Consider the following 17,335-nt stretch of genomic DNA (forward strand, 5'->3'; position numbering starts at 1 on the left):
TTATTTCAAGGCAGATCATGAAAGGTTGCGGTAACTTTCTTGCCACATCCGTTTAGCCAACCGTCGCTCTTCTCCGCCACCAAACACCGTATAGACCCGCGTCGTTCGGGCGCGGGCGTGACCCATCCAGCGCTGCAATAGGCTTTCCGGCACCTGCACCTCGATAGCATGGATGCCGAACTGGTGGCGAAGGCCTCGCGGCGTCGCTTGCGGGCCGTCGATCCTCGCTCGCTCCATGATGTTTTTGATGATCCGCCATCCCGTTTGGCGGCAGAACGGAAATAGCCGATCATCCTGCCCGAGCGGTCGGGCGAGCGCGTTCAGTTCCCTGATGAGCCGCGTCGGCACCGGCACGGCGCGGTAGGAGAGTTTCCGACGCTTGAGCGTGCGGAAGATAATCCGGCGGTCGCTGACATCGAGCCGCCGTGGGTTCAGTTCCAGCACCTCAGAAATTCGGGCTCCCGTATAGAACAGCACCAGGCAGAAGAGCCGTTCTGGCGTGGCGGCCTTGTTGGCGGCGGCGAGGAAGCGCCGCGCCTCCTGTGTGTTGAGGTATTTCCGCTGCCCGTGAAGATCGAACAGATCGATGATGGTCGGTTCGTCATAGGCGGTCATGGCCGCCTCCCGCACCGGGCAACAGTATGGGCAGGAATGTTACAACCCCCGAACGCAAAAAAGTAAGCGCCACAGCGGCTTTCCGCCCGAACGGAAAGTGGAGAGAAATGGACGCGATGTAGGAGAGCAACCATGCCCAACAGTTTGATATGGCTGGGCATCCCCGGCAACAATTCTGCCCATTCGGTAACACCCCCTCATGGCTTTTTCCGGCGAGTGAGGGATTTTTGCCATGGCGCATCTCTACGAAGTTCATGCCAATGATGGGCAGGCGTACAACGTCACCACGCCCCATCATCACGATGACCACGACGACCAGACCTTTCGGAAGCATCTGCTTGATGTCGTGAAGAGCACGATTTCCGGCGTCGCGGCGAATGCCATCAATCGCTATATTTACAAAGGGCGGCGCTGAGTCATGCGTTGCTTGGCCTGCTTCGCAGTGGTCATGTTGGCCTTGCCAACGTTGGCTCTCGCTCAATCCACGCAGTTGAAAGAGCGGACTTACCGCTATGCCATTCGCTGCTACGTCGCAAATGCGGTCGCCTCGACTGATCCACGATACGGGGCGAAAGCGGAACATTTCCGCGCAATGAAGCAGAAGTCCCACGACACGGCTCTAACCCTTGGGCGGATGCTCGGTAAATCCGATGCGTCGATGGAAGAGGATTTCGCATCCAACGACACGATCCTACGGGGAGCGTTCCAGCGCGACGATTCCTTCTTTCAGAAGACACGACAGGATTGCGCCGAGATCAAGCTGATGTAGCCCAGATTGGCTGGTTAGATGGTGCGGGGAGTAGCCGTGCGCGCCATTGCGACGCCATGTTTTGGTGCGGCGTCGGGATCGACCGTGGCCTCGACAATTCCGGCGTTTTGAAGTGAGGCGATCAAATTCCCCATCTCCTCGCGCTCATCAGAAGTGGCTGATTTGGCCGACTGCCCGACCCATTCCGCGCTCTTCTCGACAACCGCGATATCCTTTTCGCCGCCCACATACGCCTTCACCGCTTCCAGCGGATCGGGGTGGGCGGCAAACTGCGCATCGATCTCGGCGTCCGATAATCCTTTGGATTTGAGGATGCGGCGAAGATCCTCGCGCAGGCGGCGGTCGAATTCCTCGGTGGAGACGCCGTTCGCCTTGGCAGCATCGCGCAGCTTTTCGGTGCTGGCAACCAGTGCATCCCAGCGTGCCTTGAACTCGGGGCTGTCGCCCGCGCCATGGGCATAAGCATCGGCCATCTGGCCGATGGCTGCCCCGGATGCGTTGAGCTGGCCTTCGGCACCTTTGCCCTCCTGCTGGGAGATGTAGGCTTGGCGCTCTTCGGCGCGCTTGCGGTATTCGGTTTCGTCCTCGGCGGAGCCAAAATGCAGGTAGGGATCGAAGTCTTTCATCCCGGCCATCACGGCGTGCACCTGGGCACGGCTTTCTGCCATCGCACGATCCAGTAGGATTTCGGCAGGCTCTGCCGTGGTGGCTCCAGATTTCTGTTGCTCAGCGGTCGCTTTCCCGGCGGAAACCGCCGCCATGATTTCAGCACGCAAGGCTGGAAGGCTCGCGGCATCCGCCGTCGCGACCTGCCGCAATAAGGCGCTCAGCGCGGCCAGATTGGACTGGCCTTCCTGCAAGGCGGAGGCTGCGGCCGGGTTGCCTGCTAACTCGGCAATGACGCGTTCCAGCGCGAACTGCGCCCCGACCAGTTGGCCGAGCAATTCGGTGCGCTGGCTAGCCAGCGGGTCATCCGGCGGTGCCGCATGACCGTGATAAACTGTCGGATTGGCCGCTATAGAGTACCTGCCTCGTGCGCGTGAACCTTCCGTCAGTATGGCGGAAAACCGCTAAAATTTGGTTAATTTTTTCTTACTGTTAGGTCAATGGCATGTCCCGTAAGCTCGGTCACCCCAAGCGCAACCGACGGAAGTGTCTGGCTTTGGCGTGGGCGGTGAAGAAGGTTGCGCCGAAGCTCTTCCTGCGGTGGGGTCAAATGACGAGCTGCCGCCGGAATTTTGACCGGATGCGCCGCTATTTCCACCATCAGAACTGCTGTTCGCAATCAAGGCTAGCGCAACTGCAGCTACTACAACACCGGCTATAACATTCGCGCGTTCGTTTGTGGTATTTGCGTCATATGGCGCGCGGCAATCCGAATCCCAGTACTCGATGCAAACCAGACGATTGTCGGTCAGTTTTGCTTCCACCCACCCTTTGCTGGAATAATTATAAGTGTAGTTAGCTCGAATGATCACCGTTCTTCCATCATTCGATTGCCAACGAATATAGGAGTCCCGCACGCTGCCAAGCACATATTCGTTCATCCACCAGTGCTTTGAGTCAGCTCTGATGATTGAATCCAGCGCAGCATTCATATTCGTCTGACGCTCTATTTTCTCATTTTCTTGCTGCATTTGCGCGACGAGCACAGAATACGCTGATGACTGCTCAACAGACACAACCGGCGGCGGTGGAGCAATCGATACGGGTGGTGGAGGTGAGTATGTTGGCGTCTGCGCTGTGACTGGCGCACTCATACAAACCGACATCAACAGCATGAGAAATTTTGAATTTCGCACCAGCCCTACCCCTGCGCACCAGAGTCGTCAGAAGATTTTAGCCCTTTGGCTTCGATCTTGAAGCTCGATTATCGGTTAAAAGATGGAAATGTCGCAGTTTTGCTTTGATCGGATTTCATGACAGGGCAGTCGCTGGGTTTGAAAAATGATAATGATTCAATGCGTTCTTCGACCGATAAGGCAGGATCAATACTTGTTCCGCTGGCAAGCTCTGCAATAGCACTTTGCCAATCGCCTGTCAGGCAAACGCCAATTCGATCCGCAGTAAGTTCTTCGTTTTGTTGATCTGTTTTGTCAGCACGAACCGTTGACTGAAGTTCCGGGTACCGACGAATTAGCTCGTGCCCAAATTCGTGCCCCAAAGTGCCCTGCACCTCTTCCAAAGTACCGGAATTGATTACACGTATTCCAATACCGATGACTTTGCGGCTGAAATCCGTACCGGCGCCGCCAAAATTATCACCCAAAATCACTAGGTGATATTCGTCCGCATTGGCTTTGTGCGCCAACTCCCGGAAGGCTCGATCCAGTTCTGGAAATGTCTCGGGTGTCACTGGGTACTCGACCGGCCCATTCGGCTGCCTGTTTGCTTTTGGCGGGCTGGCTGGTCGCAGTCTTGGATCGCTGTTGGTGAATTCATCCATACATTTGGCGCAAGTGAACTAGAACTAGCATTGCATGGAAACGCTAAAACTTGGTTAATTTTTTCTAACAATGCGAATACGACGGATCATGGACACCAGATGGTGGCTCCGGCGGCATGTGGAGAGTTCTCCCGGCTCCTCGCGGGGATGGCGCTGTTCGGGCAATCTGGCCGTTGTGCTCTGTGCCGGACAAGGCTCCTCGCTTCCTGCGTGCAGCAGCGGCCCGCCAAGGCGGCAAATGGCCTGTGTCCGGCGCATGGGAGGCAACGGCGGTGAAGCCCTCTCGCCAGCGCAATTCCGCGCGGGCAGCACGAGGGAGAAACCCATGACCAGCCTTGAAATCATCCTGCTGACCAACGCCGCAACGAAGCTGATTGCCGCGTTGGAGCGGTTGGTTCGCGCTATCCGCCAGCCCTGAGGCTGGCGGTGGTAGCGGAAGCGGCCCTAGTGAGCCTGTTCTTCCGTGTGACGCTCTGTGATGGCACGCATCACGATGCGGCCTTGAAGTGGGACTGCTTCGCAGGCGAGTGAAAAGCCCTGACCGTCCTTGTTCGGCCAGGCTGCACCGATCTCGCGCCAGCTTGCGGATTTGCCGTTGCCGGTGACGAGAAAGAGGCGGTGGGTCGGTTTTGCGCCGGATGTTTGTGCGTTGGTGGTCATGATCTGCTCCTTTGGGTTCGCCGCAAGCCCATCTTGCGGCTTCGATAGGAAGCAAATCAGCGCGGGCTACCCGAGCCGGTGGTCATACCCCGCCTGCGCCCGAAGGGAGCGGAGCTGCACAACCCCGCACTTGTTGCGGAGGCGGAAGCGAGCTGGGTTGAACGGCGGCGGGCACGTGCGAAACGCGGACGCATGAGAAGCCGGGAAGAAGGGAATGTGGTTGAAAGGCGGCAGGAGAAAGCGATTGCCTTACGTCAAGCAAACACAGGCGTTTCCCGCTCCAATAGCTGAAAAATACCAATAGGCGATGTTGGTGGCGATGGCCGTTCCCCGTCCGGTACACTGGTGCCACCGGCTGGCTCGTTCGATCCAGCCTTCGCGAAGTTCGCCGATCACGTTCATGCTGCGGCGGCGATGCGTTTACACGAGCAGTTCTGCCTGCTTCATCGCATCGAAAGGAAGTGGTGCCCCTGGCCCGACTCGAACGGGCACATCCGAAGATACCGCATTTTGAGTGCGGCGCGTCTACCAATTCCACCACAGGGGCGCGGGGATGCCATCTAGCTTCGGCAACGTGTCTTGCCAAGCGGCATTGCAGCCCTTCTCAACTACGAAAAGGCAAAAGCTGCAATCATTTTCTGCGACGCCGCACATTGATGGCGCCTGCATCAAGCATGTTCTTGATATGGGAGGCATAGAATTTTTCGATCATCTCGACGCTAGTTCGGCAGTTTTTCGCGATCTGGTAGATGTCCGCGCCCTCCATCAACCGCATGGAAATATAGGTGTGTCGAAGGCTGTATGAGCTACGTGGATTGCCCTCGCGGTCATGCTTTAACCCCTGCTCAGCAAGGATAGCGTTGAGGAGTTCACGCTGAACCTTCGGAAACACCAGATCAGTGGCTTCCAGTTTGTGCCGCTTCACCATGCGCTGGAAGGGTAGCACCGCGCCGTTCATGGTCTTGCAATAGCCAACGCCTCGCTTGCCGCGCACGGCGATATGCAGAATGCGCTCTTTTTTCGGACCATCGGTCACAACTTCAACGTCCCGCACTTCAATGCGCCGCGCTTCGTCCGGGCGCAGGCCGGAATTGGCCATGAAAAGCACGTAGTCGTGCAAATCCTCGCATTCGCTGCGCCAGCGCTCCTTCTTTGGTTTTTCCGCCCGCTCGCCCGTGGCCGTGTAGAGCTTCTTGTATTCTTCAGGAGAAAACCACGCGCGGTGCTTGACCTTGCCTGACGTCTTATAGGGCGCGGAAAGATCAGGGATGAATTCCAGCCACCCGTGACGGTTGGCCGTTTTCAGCACGTGGCGGAGGGTAATGATCTCATGGTGAAGTGTCGAACGAGCGGGGCGCTTCGGATTGCCTTCTTTGTCCAGTCGGGAAGTCATCCGATGGACACGATATTCCTGAACCAGACCGGGCGTGACCTCACTGACGACTTTATCGCCTAAGAACGGCAGGAGATGCACGCGCAGATTCATGCCGTGGCTTTTGACGTAGGACGGGCTGCGCTCCCCTTGCGTAATGACTTCGTACTCGGCCAGGAACTGCTCGGCTGCTTTCCGAAATGTGACGCCCTCCTTGAGGTCGCCTGAGCGGTACTTGCCCATCAGTCCAAGATACCAGTCGCACGCGACATCCTTGGCGCGCGCCAAGCTCTCTTCTTTGGTCGTGGTACGACGCTGCTTTCCGGCAATGGAACATGAGCACTGCCAATGCGGACTACCGTTCCGCATATAGAGCTGAACCTTCCCATCCATCAGCTTGTGCCGCGCAGCTTCCATAGCGCCCTCCGACTGTGTGTTTTTGTGCTAGCTATGCGCTAGCCCCAACACCTCGAAGAATCCTATTATTTCACTGTTTTTGCAACGTTTTTATTCGAGCGCTTTCTGTATAAAGCGCTTTTGAGTCGTTCGCGTCTACCATTCCGCCACAGGGGCACGGAAATCCGGCGGCCCGCTTAGCCGCGCAGTCTCCGGCATTCAAGAGGCCAGCGTGCAGACCATGTAATTGTTGCGGAAAGCGCGGCGGGATCGCACGAATTCAGAACGTCCAGTCCATCGCCACATGCAGCAGCTTCGACTTCATCGCGCCCTTGCGCGAACCATAAGTGCCGACTTCGAACCGCGGGCCGCCCTCGACCGGCTGGTATTGCCAGCGGATCTTCACTTTCTCGCGCCGGGGTTCTTCCTCATCGGCCGAGACTTTCTGCCACGCGGTATCCATGGCTCCGGTCACGGAAGGCCGTGCGGCCGCGCCGAGATCGAAGACCGGAAGCGGTCCGGCGGCCGGCGCCAGCGCCGCGACGACGGCCCCGGCAGGCCCTGCCTGAGCCTGTGCCGCACCCGGCCCAAACGCAGCGCAAAGCGCCGCAGCGGTGAATACCCAGCCCCTGTGTCCCATGCCCGCCGCCCTTCGGCACGAACCGGGAAACTACCGCGTCAATTGCGTTGCACTTCAAAGACAGATCGCGTGCACGCGGCGAAACGCCCCGTGCGTACGATAAACGGAGGAAAGCCCCTCAGTCCTTGAGCGCGTTCGCCACGATCTTGTGCAGGCGCGAGTGCAGCGCGTCGTTGCCGGCGAGCACTTCCTTGTCGCAATAGGGCTGCGAGCGGCCTTTCCAGTCGGACACGAAGCCGCCGGCCTCACGCACCAGCAGGCAGCCGGCAGCCGTATCCCAGGGCTTGAGGTCGGCTTCCCAGAAGCCCTCGTAGCGGCCTGCCGCAACCCATGCGAGGTCGAGCGCGGCCGAACCGAAGCGGCGGATACCCGCGACTTGCGGCGCGATCGCGCCGTAAATCTTCGCCCACTGCCCCACATCGCCGTGGCCCTGGAAGGGAATGCCGGTGGCGATCAGGCTCTCGTCGAGATGGCGGCGCGAAGAGACACGCAGGCGCCGGTCGTGCAGCCAGGCGCCGCGCGACTTCTCGGCCCAGAAGCTCTCGTCCGTGATCGGCTGGTAGATCAGTCCAGCGGTGATCTCGCCCCAGCCCTTCCCGTCGAGGCGCGGCTCCTGCACCGCGATCGAGATCGCGAAATGCGGGAGGCCGTGCAGGAAGTTGGTCGTGCCGTCGAGCGGATCGACAATGAAGCGCGGCTTGGCCGGGTCGCCCTCGATCTCGCCCGCTTCCTCGAACAGGAAGCCCCAGTCCGGACGCGCAGCGCGCAGTTCGTCCCAGATCGTCCGCTCCGAGGCCTCGTCGGCTTTCGAGACGAAATCCGAGGGCCCCTTGCGGCTTACCTGCAAGTGCTCGATTTCGCCGAAGTCGCGGCGCAGACGGCCACCCGCCTTGCGGGCAGCCTTTTCCATGACGCGAATGAGACCGGAAATTGCGGCCATGACCTGTTCTCTACTCCTGCTGCCGGACCGGGTCCGGTCTGACTTAGCGGCCCTTGGCCGCGTTGTTCGCGGCCGCTGCCTGCGGATTGTACCCGCAAATGCGGACCATGACTCCCAGCAGCTCGCTGGGGTTGTCCTTGTGGATCTTGCCGGGGTTCTCGGCGATCACCTTTTCCATCGAATCGGTGATCTGGCCGAGCGAATTGTTGTAAAGGCAGCCCACCAGAGCGCCCTTCACCGGCTGTTCGACTTTATCGGACTGAAGGCCGCTGATGATGACCTTCAGGTAAAGCATCGCATCCTGAACTTCGACCTTGCTGGCCGGGGCCTTGGCAGGCGCCTTGGCCGGCGTGGCCGCCATCGCGCCGGTTCCGGCCAGAGCCGCAGCCAGCGCCGCCGAAGTCATGATCTTTGCAATAGTCCGCATCAGTCAGCCTTTCGAATATATGCCTTCTCGTACACGTCGACCACGATGCGGGTGCCGCTTTCGATATGCGGCGGCACCATGACTCGCACACCGTTGTCGAGTACGGCGGGCTTGTAGCTGGACGAAGCTGTCTGTCCCTTGACTACGGCATCGGCCTCCACGATCGTCGCTTCGACCTGTTCGGGCAGCTGGACCGAAATCGGGCGTTCTTCCCACAGTTCGAGCAGGACCTGCATACCGTCCTGCAGGAAGGCCACTGCATCGCCGAGCAGGTCGGCGGGAAGCTGGATCTGGTCGTACGTCTCGATGTCCATGAACACCAGCTGGTCGCCCTCGACATAGAGGAACTGGAAGTCCTTGGTGTCGAGACGGACCTTCTCGACCGTGTCGGCGCTGCGGAAACGCACGTTGGTCTTGCGGCCATCGATCAGGTTCTTCATCTCGACCTGCATGAAGGCGCCGCCCTTGCCGGGCTGGGTATGCTGCGTCTTCGCAACCTTCCAGATGCCTTTTTCGTATTCGAGAATGTTGCCGGGACGAATGTCGACGCCGCTGATCTTCATGGTTGTGGCCTTCGATGGGAAAGAGCTTGCAGGTTAGAGCCAGCTCCCACATGCCGGGAACTGCCCTGGAAAGCCTGCGCCCTTAGACGAGGCGGGCGGGCATGGCAATTGCTTCGCGCCAGTGCTAGCTGAGCGCCATGAACCGCGCACCGAAGTCCGACACCGGGTCCCGTTCCGCCCTGCTTGCCGTGCTGCTTGCCGCCGCAGGCGTTCCGGCCGTCACCGCCTGTGCCGCCGGCACGCCCCCGCCGCCTGTGCCCGGCGGCCGGATCGGCACGCTCGCGCTGGGCAACTACACATGCGAACTGCCCGGCGATGCCGGTGGCCCCACCGGCACGCCGATGCCCGGATACGACTTCCGAATCGTCAATGCCTCCAGCTACAAGGCGGGCGGCATTCGCGGCAGCTATCTCTATACCGGCGATCGCGTTGTCATGACCGGCGGCAAGCTCAAGGGGCTTACGCTCCACCGGATCTCCACCGGCTTCCTGCGCCAGATCACCGAAGACGGCAGCGACGGCCCGATGCGCTGCGTGCGGACCTCGCGCTACTGAGCCGGGAAACCCGGTCAGGCCTGGACCTGATCCCCGTCCCAGAAGATCACGCCGCCCGCCTGCCACGGCCACGCCAGCACATCGCCGTTCGCTTGGGTGAGCCGAATCGTGCCTGTCGCATCGTGCGGCGCGGATCGTGCCTGCGTTCCGGGACGCAAGGCGCATAGTGCCGCCAGCGCTTCCTCTGACAGGACCTGACCGGGCACGGCGAGGACCCCATGTTCGCGCAGCAGTTCGCCGAAATGGTAGGCCAGCGAAGGCGCCAACGGCCGGGACAGATCGTGCGACACTTCCACCCCGAAAGGTTCGAGCCGCCTGAACCGCAGCGTCACCGCCATCGTCTCAGCCTCCGCCCACGCGCGGCAGCACGATCACTTCGGCCGCCTCCGCGAGCGGGCGGGTCCAGTCGGTTTCCAGCACGCCATCGACGGCGAAATGCACGCGCGGCTGGGCAATCGCGGCGAAGCCGGGGGCCAGCGCGTCCAGCTTGCCCACCAGATCGAACAAGTTGCGGGGCGCCAGGTCCAGCCGGCCGGTGCCGAAGAACTCCTTGTCGAACGGCGCCATCACCACGATGCGCACCGCGCCTCACCCTTGCGGGTGAAGCGCGGCATAGACCCGGTCAGGCGCCATCGGCAGGTCCTTGAGCCGGGCTCCTGTCGCCGCGTGGATGGCATTGGCGACAGCGGCAAGCGGGGGCACGATCGGCACTTCGCCCACGCCCTTCACCCCGTAAGGATGTGCCGGGTTGGGCACTTCGACCATGACCGCCTCGATCATCGGCAGGTCCGAGGCCACCGGCATCCGGTAGTCGAGGAAACCCGCGTTATCGAGCTTGCCGTTCTCGCCGTAGATATAGGCCTCGTTGAGCGCCCAGCCGATGCCCTGCGCCGCGCCGCCCTGGATCTGGCCTTCGACGTAGTCCGGGTGGATCGCCGTGCCGACATCCTGAACGGCGGTATAGCGCACGATCCTGACATGGCCGGTCTCGGGATCGACTTCGGTATCGCAGATGTGGACGCCAAAACCGGGCAGCCACCCTTGCGCGCTCAGCGCCGCGACGGCCGCGATCGGGCCGCCCGAATGGAACGAGCGTCCGGCAATCGCTGCGGCGGACAGGGTCTGTCCCTGCGCCTCGCCCGCAAGGCACGCGACGGCGCCCGAACGCCACTCGACCTGATCCGCAGGCACGCCCCACATCCGCGCCGCGCGCTCGCACAGGAGGCGCTTCACCTCTTCGGCGGCCTGAACGGTCGCCATGCCGGTCGCGAAGGTCGTGCGGCTGCCGCCCGTTACCATCGAGACGCCGATGGACGCGGTATCGGCCACCACGGCGCGCACCTGCTCATAAGGCACGTCGAGCACTTCGGCCGCCATGATCGCCATCGAGGCCCGGCTGCCGCCGATATCGGGGCTGCCGGTGGCCACGGTGATCGTCCCGTCCTCGGCCACGCTGACATTGACCGTCGAGGGGCCGCCATAGTTGCCCCAGTATCCACCCGCGACGCCCCGGCCCTGATGAGCGCCGAGCGGCGCTGACCAGTGCGGATGGGCCTTGGCCGCTTCGAGGCATTCGACATAGCCGATCCGGCCCCAGGGCAGCCCCGAAGTCTGCGGATCGCCCTCGGCCGCTGCGTTCTTCAGGCGCAAGTCCAGCGGGTCGATGCCGAGCTTGCCGGCCAGTTCGTCCATCGCACTTTCGACCGCGAAGTTCACCTGCGGCGCGCCCGGCGCGCGATAGGCCTTGGCGGCAGGCCGGTTGCACAGCACTTCGGTGCCGACAACGCGCGTATTGGCGATGCGGTAATGCCCGATCGCGCTCGACACTCCGGCGCCTGCATCGTTCGCGGTAAAAGCGCCCGAGTGGTAGAGGAACTGGACATCGGCGGCGACCAGCGCGCCATCGGCATCGGCGCCCAGCCGCACATCGATCACCGCGCCCGGCGCCGGGCCGGTCGCCCGGAACACCTCTTCGCGGGTCATCGCCAGACGCACCGGACGGCCCGATTTCTTCGAGAGCACCATCGCCACCGGTTCGAGGTAGATCGTGGTCTTGCCGCCAAACCCGCCGCCGATTTCGAGCGGCGTCACGCGAATGTCCGCCTGCGGGATCGCCAGCACCGAGGCCGTCAGCGAGCGCACCGCGAAGTGGCCCTGGCTCGACGTCCAGATCTGCGCCTGCCCGTCCCCGTTCCACGAGGCGACGCAGGCGTGCGGCTCGATATAGCCCTGGTGCACCGGCTCCAGCGTATAGCGCCCGCTGACCGTGGCCGCCGCCGAGGCCAGCGCACCCTCGACATCGCCCTTGCCCATCTCGACGCGCATCGCGGCATTGGATGGCTTGTCCGGCTTCGGATCGACGCCCTTGGTAAAGACCGTGTCGTGCAGGACCGGCGCGCCTTCGGCCAGCGCCTCCTCCAGCCCGAGCACGAACGGCAGTTCCTCGTACTCGACCGCGATCAGGCCCAGCGCCTCGCGGGCGATCTCGGGGCTGGTCGCGGCAACGGCGGCCACCGCGTGCCCTTCATAGAGCGCTTTGCCGAGCGCGAGGCAGTTGTGCGAGATGTCGACGATGTCGGATGCGCCCTCGCCCACGTGCATCACCAGCGATTCCAGCGTCGGCAGGTCCTTGCCCGTCGCCACTGCCTTCACGCCGGGCAGCGCCTCGGCCTTCTTCGTGTCGATCGACAGGATGCGCGCGTGCGGGTGCGGACTGCGCAGGATCGCACCCCACAGCATCCCCGGCGCCTTGAAGTCCGGGCTGTAGAGCGCCTTGCCGGTGACTTTGTCCACACCGTCCGGACGGATCGGGCGGGTGCCGATGTGACGGAACTGCTTCATCTGTTCGGGCGCGTTCATGCGGGCGTCCTTTCCTGGCGAAGATCAGCGGCGGCGGCCATCACTGCGCGCACGATCTTGTCGTAGCCGGTGCAGCGGCACAGGTTGCCCGCGAGCCAATAACGGACTTCGGCCTCGGTCGGGTTCGGATTGCGGTCGAGCAGCGCCTTGGCCGCGACGATGAAGCCCGGCGTGCAGAAGCCGCACTGCAAGGCGGCATGTTCGAGGAACTTCTGCTGCACCGGATGCAGCACCGAACCTTCCGCGACCCCCTCGATCGTGGCGACCGTGCGCCCCTCGGCCTCTGGCGCGAGCACGAGGCAGGAGCAGACCATCTCGCCGTCGAGCATGATCGTGCAGGCCCCGCAGTCGCCCGAGCCGCAGCCTTCCTTGGAGCCGGTCAGCCCCATGGTATCGCGCAGGACATCGAGCAGCGACGACGTGGACTCGCACAGGAACTCGGCATGATCGCCGTTGACGGTGGTGGAAACGCGAATCTTGCTCATGCCTTAGCTCCGGCGCGGCTGGCGGCGATCAGGGCGGCGCGGCGGGCGAGTACGCCTGCCATGGCCTTGCGGTAGGACACGGTCCCGCGCTTGTCGTCTATGGGATGGCTGGCGGCCTGCACCGCCTGCGAAAGGGCGGCGAGCGCATCGTCGCCGAGCTTGGTGCCGACGAGCGCGGCGCCCGCTTCTTCGACCAGCACGACCGTCGGGCCGACAGCCCCCAGCGCGACGCGCGCGGCAGTGCAGGTCCCCTCACCGTCGAGCACGAGACTGACGCCCGCGCCGACAACGGCAATGTCCATCTCGGTGCGCGGGGTCGCGCGCAGATAGGCGTCACCGCCGCCTGCGGGCCTGGGCGGCAATCGGATTTCGACCACGAATTCGCCGGGCGCGAGCGAGGTCTTGCCCGGACTGACCGGAATCGCCTCCACCGGCGCCTCGCGCAGGCCCGAGGGGCCCGCGATCACGCAGACAGCGCCGGCTGCCACCAGCGCAGGCACGCTGTCCGCCGCCGGCGATGCATTGCAGAGGTTGCCCGCCATCGTCGCGCGGTTGCGGACCTGCACCGAGCCGATCAGGTTCGCTGCCTCGACCACGCCCGGCCAGGCGGCCGCCAGCCCTGCATTGGCCTTGAGCGCGGTGCAAGGCGTCGCCGCGCCGATGGCAAAGGCATCGCCCACGCGCCGCACGCCGCTCATCCCCTCGATCCGCTTGAGATCGATCACTGCGCCGGGACTGAGCCGCCCCGAGCGCATCTGCACGATCAGGTCCGTGCCGCCTCCCAGCGGCCGCGCTGTGGGATCGGCAGAAAGCAAAGCGACTGCATCCTCGACTGTGCCGGGCGCATGATAAACAGTGGATGACATGATTTCTCCCCGGAACCGACCGGTCCGTCAGAAACCCAGAATCGTCCCTGCGATGCGTTTCGTCAACCGCCCCGGACGGATTTTTCTACCGGACGGTCCAGATTGTCGGCGGCCGGTTTCCCGGCCGCCTGACGGGCGCCCGCTGTTTCTCAGGCTTCCTGCTGTTCGCGCGCTTTCCGGGCGAATTCGTTGATGGACTGGAGCGCTTCGTCGAAACGCTTGTCCTGCTCGGCAAGGCGCAGAGGTTTGACACGCTCGACCAGAATCTCCTTCGGCGTCGGCACGACGCTGAACAGCGCCATGACTTCGTCGGCAAAGTCCTCCAGCGGCAGATAGCCCGGCCGGTTTTCCTGCCCCGGCGTCAGCGCCGTCTGCACTCCGGGCGGCGCCAGTTCGATCACTTCGACCTTGCCTTCAAGCGCATCGCGCAAGGCCACGGTGTAGGCAAGCGCATCGCGCAAGGCCACGGTGTAGGAATGCACGGCCGCCTTGGTCGCGGAATAAGTCGGCGCCGCCACCAGCGGCACGAAAGCCAGGCCGGACGTCACATTGATAACTGCCGCATCGCCCCGCGCGGCCAGATGATCGATCAGGGCATTGGTCAGCCGGATCGGCCCGAGCAGGTTGGTTTCGACAGTCGCTTCGGCCTCGGCCAGATCCCGCGCGGTATCCAGCGGTTCGAAATACATCACACCAGCGTTGTTAATCAGCACGTTCAGCGCGGGAAAGTCCGCCACCAGCCGCGCGGCCGCCGCCGCCAGCCCGGCAGCGTCGCTGACGTCCAGTTCGACGGCGTGCATGTTGGCACGCCCGGCAATCGCCCGTTCGAGCGCTTCGCGGCGGCGGCCCGCGACGATCACTGTATTGCCCAGGTCGTGGAAACGGTGTGCCAGCGCTTCGCCAATGCCGCTGGCGCCGCCGGTAATGAGGATGGTGTTTCCGGAGAGTTTCATGGGGGGCTCCTTTTTTCCGTTGCCGCCCCGATCTAGACCTCCACTTTCACATAGGAAGAAGGCACCTGAAAGAATTATACTTACCCAAAGGAGAGTATTGCGCATGTCCGCCGATTCCACCGCCCGCCAAAGCGCTCATGCGGCCAGCGAAGGCGAAACGCCCGATCCGCGGATCGAAGCGCTCGTCACCGACCTGATCGGACGAGTCGCCGACAAGTGGACGATGATCCTGCTCGATCTGCTGGAAGAACGCGGCGAAATGCGCTTCACCCAGATCGCGCGGGCCGTTCCCGGCATCAGCCAGAAGATGCTGACGCAGACACTGCGCCGGATGGAGCGCGACGGCATGGTCTGCCGCACCGTTCATGCCGTGGTCCCACCCCGCGTCGACTACCGCCTCACCGGCCTCGGCCAAAGCCTGGGCGAAGCCTTCTGCGGCGTGTGGCTCTGGGCCGAGCGCAACCTCGATCATGTCGAACAGGCGCGCCGTGCTTTCGATGAACGCTAGCGGCTGCCCCAAAGTCTTGATTTTCCTGATCCGCCCCCGTTAAGACAGGCCATCGACTGACGGGCAACTAGGGTTCCGGGCGATCTTCGTCGCTGGTCCGAGCGTTGCAGAAACCGCGGGTTTTCCGTGGCAGCACCCAAGGGACAAAAGCCCAGAGGCGGAGACGTCGAGATCAACCAGCGCTCCGGCGCCAAAGGGGGTCTCCATGACGCTTGCCTCTGTGTTTCTTGTTGTCCTTGCTTCTCTCATGCACGCGAGTTGGAACCTGCTCGCCAAGCGGGCCGCCTCGGTCGGTCCGATTTTCGTCTTTGCCCAGAACCTTGCCGCCTGCGTGGTCTATGCACCATGGGTCGCCTACCTGCTGGCGCGCGGCGCCGTTGCCTGGTCATGGAAAAGCGTGGCCTTTGTCATGCTGAGCGGCTTCATTCACCTCGGCTACAGTCTGTGCCTGCAGCGCGGCTACCGGGTCGCGGACCTCTCGGTTGTCTATCCGGTCGCGCGCGGCACCGGGCCGATGCTCTCGACCATCGGCGCCGTGGTCCTGCTGGGCGAGATCCCTTCGGCCGCGGGCATGGCCGGGCTGGCTCTGGTTGTTGCGGGAATCGTGCTCATCACCACGCAGGGCAACCTTTCGGCCTTCCACCGCCCGGGTGGACACGCAGGCGTGCGCTGGGGCGCCGCGACCGGAGGGCTGATCGCCTCCTACACCGTTGTCGATGCCTATACGGTGAAAGGACTCGGCATTGCGCCCGTCGTGCTCGACTGGTTTTCGAACCTGATGCGGTTCTTCATCCTCGCGCCACTGTTCCTGTCCAGCCCGCGCCGCGCGCTCGCGGCGATGCGGGGGCACTGGTGGACGGCCATTGCCATCGGCGTGCTCTCTTCACTCGCCTATATCCTGGTGCTGGGCGCGCTGAGCCTTGGCGCGCCGCTGACACTGGTCGCGCCCATGCGCGAGATGTCGATGATGGTGGGCGCGCTGATGGGCATGGTTTTTCTGCGCGAACGCGTCGGCCCCTGGCGCCTGGCCGGCTGCGCTATTCTGGTCGCAGGCGTCGTACTGCTGTCGCTGGCCTGAAAGGCGGCCAGCCGCGTTCCCTGCCGTCAGGCCGCGAGCACTTCCGGTTCATCGAACGTGGCGAACAGCCAGGCCTTAGCGGACGTGAAATCGCCGAAGATCACCGTGCCCATCTGCGAGGGCATCTGCTCCATCTGCCGGATCGCGTTTTCGGACACCATCACCACAGCGGTCCGGTCGTTCTCGCGCGCCTGCACATCGACGCTGGCGCCCGCGAGCGTCTTCAGGTTTTCGTCCGACTGCATGTCGAGCCCGCTGGCATCGACCAGATGCAGCACCCGGCCCCACTCGGCATAGGCCCGCTCTATCATCCCAAACAGGCGTTTCAGGTAGTCTTCGATCTCGACGCGCGATGTCTGCCCGTATGTCACGGTGCGGATCACCCCGTTGCTGTCGTCATAGCTGACGGTAATCATATCCTGCTCCTCAATTATACCTTGAAGAGTAATCCCCAGCCATGAGCATCGCCTGAAAGGATAGCGTTAACCACTGCCGGTAGCGTCCTAGGTACTTCGCGAAGATTTTGGCTGCCTGCGGATTAACCGCCTTTTACTGCGCGTGATCGAGACTCTGTCCCAGGTGCGATTGCGAACAGCACGCGGCAAGAAAACGCCGGAATTCCGCGGTGCAGCATGGCGTTGAACTTGTTCTGTTCACGGAACAGTCGTATTCGAAACCACGAAGCGCAACAGTCGCTTCGCAGGCGTTCGACAGTCGGAACACCGACGCGGCACCTGACTCATAAAAACATAATCGTTCGCAAGGAGAGTGATGATGAAGAAATGGAACGCCGCACTCGCGGCGACAGGTCTGCTGACCCTTCCCGCCATGGCCCTTCCCGCAATAGCTCTGGCCGCACCTGCCGAAAGTCAGGAACAGGGTTCAGTCAAAGTTCTGGCTGCACCTGTCGAGGGCCGGGAATGGGTTTCGGTCAGGGTTTCGACCGAAGGCCTTGACCTTACCAAAACGAGCGATGTCATCCAGTTGCGCACCCGCGCCAAGCGGGCCATCGACGAGGCCTGCCATCCGAAAGGGTATCTCAACCCCACCGGGGCACGCGACTGGAAGTGCTACAGCGAGATGACCGACAGCGCGGAACGGGCAACGTCCCGCTTCGCCAGGAACCTGGCCAGCAACTGAAGGCGGGCGATCAGGCTCGATACCGGCGCGCGGGGCATCGGTCATTGCCCCGTGCGCCCTAGTC

Annotated in this window: 23 protein-coding genes and 1 tRNA gene; 6 read left to right on the forward strand and 18 right to left on the reverse strand. The window is 62.7% G+C overall.

Features of this window, described 5'->3' with window-relative positions:
• Positions 1-15: 15 nt before the first annotated feature.
• Positions 16-615 carry a tyrosine-type recombinase/integrase gene (locus NN5_RS10715; protein WP_067734194.1) on the reverse strand — a complete coding sequence of 200 codons (600 nt, stop codon included), beginning with the start codon at positions 613-615 and terminating at the stop codon, positions 16-18.
• Positions 616-847: 232 nt separating this feature from the next.
• Between NN5_RS10715 and NN5_RS10720 the strand changes: the two genes are divergently transcribed.
• A complete protein-coding gene (locus tag NN5_RS10720) occupies positions 848-1,030 on the forward strand; it encodes a hypothetical protein (protein ID WP_067734195.1) in 183 nt (60 codons plus the stop codon).
• A 33-nt stretch (positions 1,031-1,063) separates the two neighbouring features.
• On the forward strand, positions 1,064-1,384 hold the full coding sequence (locus tag NN5_RS10725; protein WP_157081101.1) for a hypothetical protein: 321 nt from the start codon (positions 1,064-1,066) through the stop codon (positions 1,382-1,384).
• A gap of 14 nt (positions 1,385-1,398) precedes the next feature.
• Here the strand turns inward: NN5_RS10725 and NN5_RS10730 are convergent, their stop codons facing one another.
• The 10 genes from NN5_RS10730 to efp form a co-directional block, all read right to left on the reverse strand.
• Positions 1,399-2,328, reverse strand: a complete 930-nt coding sequence (locus tag NN5_RS10730) for a hypothetical protein (protein WP_067734197.1) — start codon at positions 2,326-2,328, stop codon at positions 1,399-1,401.
• 159 nt (positions 2,329-2,487) lie between these two features.
• On the reverse strand, positions 2,488-3,066 hold the full coding sequence (locus NN5_RS25810; RefSeq protein ID WP_157081102.1) for a hypothetical protein: 579 nt from the start codon (positions 3,064-3,066) through the stop codon (positions 2,488-2,490).
• 188 nt (positions 3,067-3,254) lie between these two features.
• The gene (locus tag NN5_RS25815) at positions 3,255-3,830 is read right to left on the reverse strand and encodes a M48 family metalloprotease (RefSeq protein WP_157081103.1); all 576 of its coding nucleotides are present in this window, start codon (positions 3,828-3,830) and stop codon (positions 3,255-3,257) included.
• 444 nt (positions 3,831-4,274) lie between these two features.
• The gene (locus tag NN5_RS10735) at positions 4,275-4,490 is read right to left on the reverse strand and encodes a hypothetical protein (RefSeq protein WP_067734198.1); all 216 of its coding nucleotides are present in this window, start codon (positions 4,488-4,490) and stop codon (positions 4,275-4,277) included.
• A 462-nt stretch (positions 4,491-4,952) separates the two neighbouring features.
• A tRNA-Leu gene (locus tag NN5_RS10740) sits at positions 4,953-5,037 on the reverse strand.
• Between the two features lie 84 nt (positions 5,038-5,121).
• The gene (locus NN5_RS10745) at positions 5,122-6,279 is read right to left on the reverse strand and encodes a tyrosine-type recombinase/integrase (protein WP_067734199.1); all 1,158 of its coding nucleotides are present in this window, start codon (positions 6,277-6,279) and stop codon (positions 5,122-5,124) included.
• 259 nt (positions 6,280-6,538) lie between these two features.
• On the reverse strand, positions 6,539-6,898 hold the full coding sequence (locus tag NN5_RS10750; protein ID WP_245656410.1) for a hypothetical protein: 360 nt from the start codon (positions 6,896-6,898) through the stop codon (positions 6,539-6,541).
• Positions 6,899-7,016: 118 nt separating this feature from the next.
• Positions 7,017-7,838 carry an inositol monophosphatase family protein gene (locus tag NN5_RS10755; RefSeq protein ID WP_067734200.1) on the reverse strand — a complete coding sequence of 274 codons (822 nt, stop codon included), beginning with the start codon at positions 7,836-7,838 and terminating at the stop codon, positions 7,017-7,019.
• Between the two features lie 43 nt (positions 7,839-7,881).
• Positions 7,882-8,244 (reverse strand): hypothetical protein, encoded by a 363-nt coding sequence (locus NN5_RS10760; protein ID WP_217998635.1) that lies wholly within the window; start codon positions 8,242-8,244, stop codon positions 7,882-7,884.
• A 20-nt stretch (positions 8,245-8,264) separates the two neighbouring features.
• Positions 8,265-8,828 (reverse strand): elongation factor P, encoded by a 564-nt coding sequence (efp, locus tag NN5_RS10765; protein ID WP_067734202.1) that lies wholly within the window; start codon positions 8,826-8,828, stop codon positions 8,265-8,267.
• Between the two features lie 137 nt (positions 8,829-8,965).
• On the opposite strand from efp, the gene NN5_RS10770 reads away from it, so the two are divergent.
• Entirely contained in the window at positions 8,966-9,382 is a 417-nt protein-coding gene (locus tag NN5_RS10770; RefSeq protein WP_067734203.1) for a hypothetical protein, read from the forward strand.
• Between the two features lie 14 nt (positions 9,383-9,396).
• On the opposite strand, the gene NN5_RS10775 is transcribed toward NN5_RS10770, so the two are convergent.
• From NN5_RS10775 to NN5_RS10800, 6 genes are all read right to left on the reverse strand, one after another.
• Positions 9,397-9,720, reverse strand: a complete 324-nt coding sequence (locus NN5_RS10775) for a hypothetical protein (RefSeq protein ID WP_067734204.1) — start codon at positions 9,718-9,720, stop codon at positions 9,397-9,399.
• 4 nt (positions 9,721-9,724) lie between these two features.
• Positions 9,725-9,949, reverse strand: a complete 225-nt coding sequence (locus NN5_RS10780; RefSeq protein ID WP_067734217.1) for a MoaD/ThiS family protein — start codon at positions 9,947-9,949, stop codon at positions 9,725-9,727.
• A gap of 21 nt (positions 9,950-9,970) precedes the next feature.
• The gene (locus tag NN5_RS10785; RefSeq protein ID WP_067734205.1) at positions 9,971-12,241 is read right to left on the reverse strand and encodes a xanthine dehydrogenase family protein molybdopterin-binding subunit; all 2,271 of its coding nucleotides are present in this window, start codon (positions 12,239-12,241) and stop codon (positions 9,971-9,973) included.
• Positions 12,238-12,726 carry a (2Fe-2S)-binding protein gene (locus NN5_RS10790; RefSeq protein WP_067734206.1) on the reverse strand — a complete coding sequence of 163 codons (489 nt, stop codon included), beginning with the start codon at positions 12,724-12,726 and terminating at the stop codon, positions 12,238-12,240. The genes NN5_RS10785 and NN5_RS10790 overlap by 4 nt, the downstream gene beginning before the upstream one ends.
• On the reverse strand, positions 12,723-13,592 hold the full coding sequence (locus NN5_RS10795) for an FAD binding domain-containing protein (RefSeq protein ID WP_067734207.1): 870 nt from the start codon (positions 13,590-13,592) through the stop codon (positions 12,723-12,725). The genes NN5_RS10790 and NN5_RS10795 overlap by 4 nt, the downstream gene beginning before the upstream one ends.
• Before the next feature lie 149 nt (positions 13,593-13,741).
• Positions 13,742-14,545, reverse strand: a complete 804-nt coding sequence (locus tag NN5_RS10800) for an SDR family oxidoreductase (protein WP_067734208.1) — start codon at positions 14,543-14,545, stop codon at positions 13,742-13,744.
• Between the two features lie 103 nt (positions 14,546-14,648).
• Here NN5_RS10800 and NN5_RS10805 point away from each other — a divergent pair, with 103 nt between their 5' ends.
• A complete protein-coding gene (locus NN5_RS10805; RefSeq protein ID WP_067734209.1) occupies positions 14,649-15,053 on the forward strand; it encodes a winged helix-turn-helix transcriptional regulator in 405 nt (134 codons plus the stop codon).
• A 205-nt stretch (positions 15,054-15,258) separates the two neighbouring features.
• Positions 15,259-16,131 (forward strand): EamA family transporter, encoded by an 873-nt coding sequence (locus tag NN5_RS10810; RefSeq protein WP_067734210.1) that lies wholly within the window; start codon positions 15,259-15,261, stop codon positions 16,129-16,131.
• Positions 16,132-16,157: 26 nt separating this feature from the next.
• On the opposite strand, the gene NN5_RS10815 is transcribed toward NN5_RS10810, so the two are convergent.
• Positions 16,158-16,547, reverse strand: coding sequence for a hypothetical protein (locus tag NN5_RS10815; RefSeq protein WP_067734211.1), 390 nt, complete (start codon positions 16,545-16,547; stop codon positions 16,158-16,160).
• A gap of 358 nt (positions 16,548-16,905) precedes the next feature.
• On the opposite strand from NN5_RS10815, the gene NN5_RS10820 reads away from it, so the two are divergent.
• The gene (locus NN5_RS10820) at positions 16,906-17,271 is read left to right on the forward strand and encodes a UrcA family protein (RefSeq protein ID WP_169800976.1); all 366 of its coding nucleotides are present in this window, start codon (positions 16,906-16,908) and stop codon (positions 17,269-17,271) included.
• Positions 17,272-17,335 lie beyond the last annotated feature (64 nt).

Origin of the sequence: Novosphingobium naphthalenivorans NBRC 102051 (assembly GCF_001590985.1) — a bacterium.
GTDB lineage: Bacteria > Pseudomonadota > Alphaproteobacteria > Sphingomonadales > Sphingomonadaceae > Novosphingobium > Novosphingobium naphthalenivorans.

Bases quoted from the DNA above. Each gene is read 5' to 3' on its own strand.
- NN5_RS10715 (WP_067734194.1), bottom strand. From the start codon at position 615: ATGACCGCCTATGACGAACCGACCATCATCGATCTGTTCGATCTTCAC.
- NN5_RS10720 (WP_067734195.1), top strand. From the start codon at position 848: ATGGCGCATCTCTACGAAGTTCATGCCAATGATGGGCAGGCGTACAAC.
- NN5_RS10725 (WP_157081101.1), top strand. From the start codon at position 1,064: ATGTTGGCCTTGCCAACGTTGGCTCTCGCTCAATCCACGCAGTTGAAA.
- NN5_RS25815 (WP_157081103.1), bottom strand. From the start codon at position 3,830: ATGGATGAATTCACCAACAGCGATCCAAGACTGCGACCAGCCAGCCCG.
- NN5_RS10735 (WP_067734198.1), bottom strand. From the start codon at position 4,490: ATGACCACCAACGCACAAACATCCGGCGCAAAACCGACCCACCGCCTC.
- NN5_RS10745 (WP_067734199.1), bottom strand. From the start codon at position 6,279: ATGGAAGCTGCGCGGCACAAGCTGATGGATGGGAAGGTTCAGCTCTAT.
- NN5_RS10750 (WP_245656410.1), bottom strand. From the start codon at position 6,898: ATGGGACACAGGGGCTGGGTATTCACCGCTGCGGCGCTTTGCGCTGCG.
- NN5_RS10755 (WP_067734200.1), bottom strand. From the start codon at position 7,838: ATGGCCGCAATTTCCGGTCTCATTCGCGTCATGGAAAAGGCTGCCCGC.
- NN5_RS10760 (WP_217998635.1), bottom strand. From the start codon at position 8,244: ATGACTTCGGCGGCGCTGGCTGCGGCTCTGGCCGGAACCGGCGCGATG.
- efp (WP_067734202.1), bottom strand. From the start codon at position 8,828: ATGAAGATCAGCGGCGTCGACATTCGTCCCGGCAACATTCTCGAATAC.
- NN5_RS10770 (WP_067734203.1), top strand. From the start codon at position 8,966: ATGAACCGCGCACCGAAGTCCGACACCGGGTCCCGTTCCGCCCTGCTT.
- NN5_RS10775 (WP_067734204.1), bottom strand. From the start codon at position 9,720: ATGGCGGTGACGCTGCGGTTCAGGCGGCTCGAACCTTTCGGGGTGGAA.
- NN5_RS10780 (WP_067734217.1), bottom strand. From the start codon at position 9,949: ATGGCGCCGTTCGACAAGGAGTTCTTCGGCACCGGCCGGCTGGACCTG.
- NN5_RS10785 (WP_067734205.1), bottom strand. From the start codon at position 12,241: ATGAACGCGCCCGAACAGATGAAGCAGTTCCGTCACATCGGCACCCGC.
- NN5_RS10790 (WP_067734206.1), bottom strand. From the start codon at position 12,726: ATGAGCAAGATTCGCGTTTCCACCACCGTCAACGGCGATCATGCCGAG.
- NN5_RS10795 (WP_067734207.1), bottom strand. From the start codon at position 13,592: ATGTCATCCACTGTTTATCATGCGCCCGGCACAGTCGAGGATGCAGTC.
- NN5_RS10800 (WP_067734208.1), bottom strand. From the start codon at position 14,545: ATGAAACTCTCCGGAAACACCATCCTCATTACCGGCGGCGCCAGCGGC.
- NN5_RS10805 (WP_067734209.1), top strand. From the start codon at position 14,649: ATGTCCGCCGATTCCACCGCCCGCCAAAGCGCTCATGCGGCCAGCGAA.
- NN5_RS10810 (WP_067734210.1), top strand. From the start codon at position 15,259: ATGACGCTTGCCTCTGTGTTTCTTGTTGTCCTTGCTTCTCTCATGCAC.
- NN5_RS10815 (WP_067734211.1), bottom strand. From the start codon at position 16,547: ATGATTACCGTCAGCTATGACGACAGCAACGGGGTGATCCGCACCGTG.
- NN5_RS10820 (WP_169800976.1), top strand. From the start codon at position 16,906: ATGAAGAAATGGAACGCCGCACTCGCGGCGACAGGTCTGCTGACCCTT.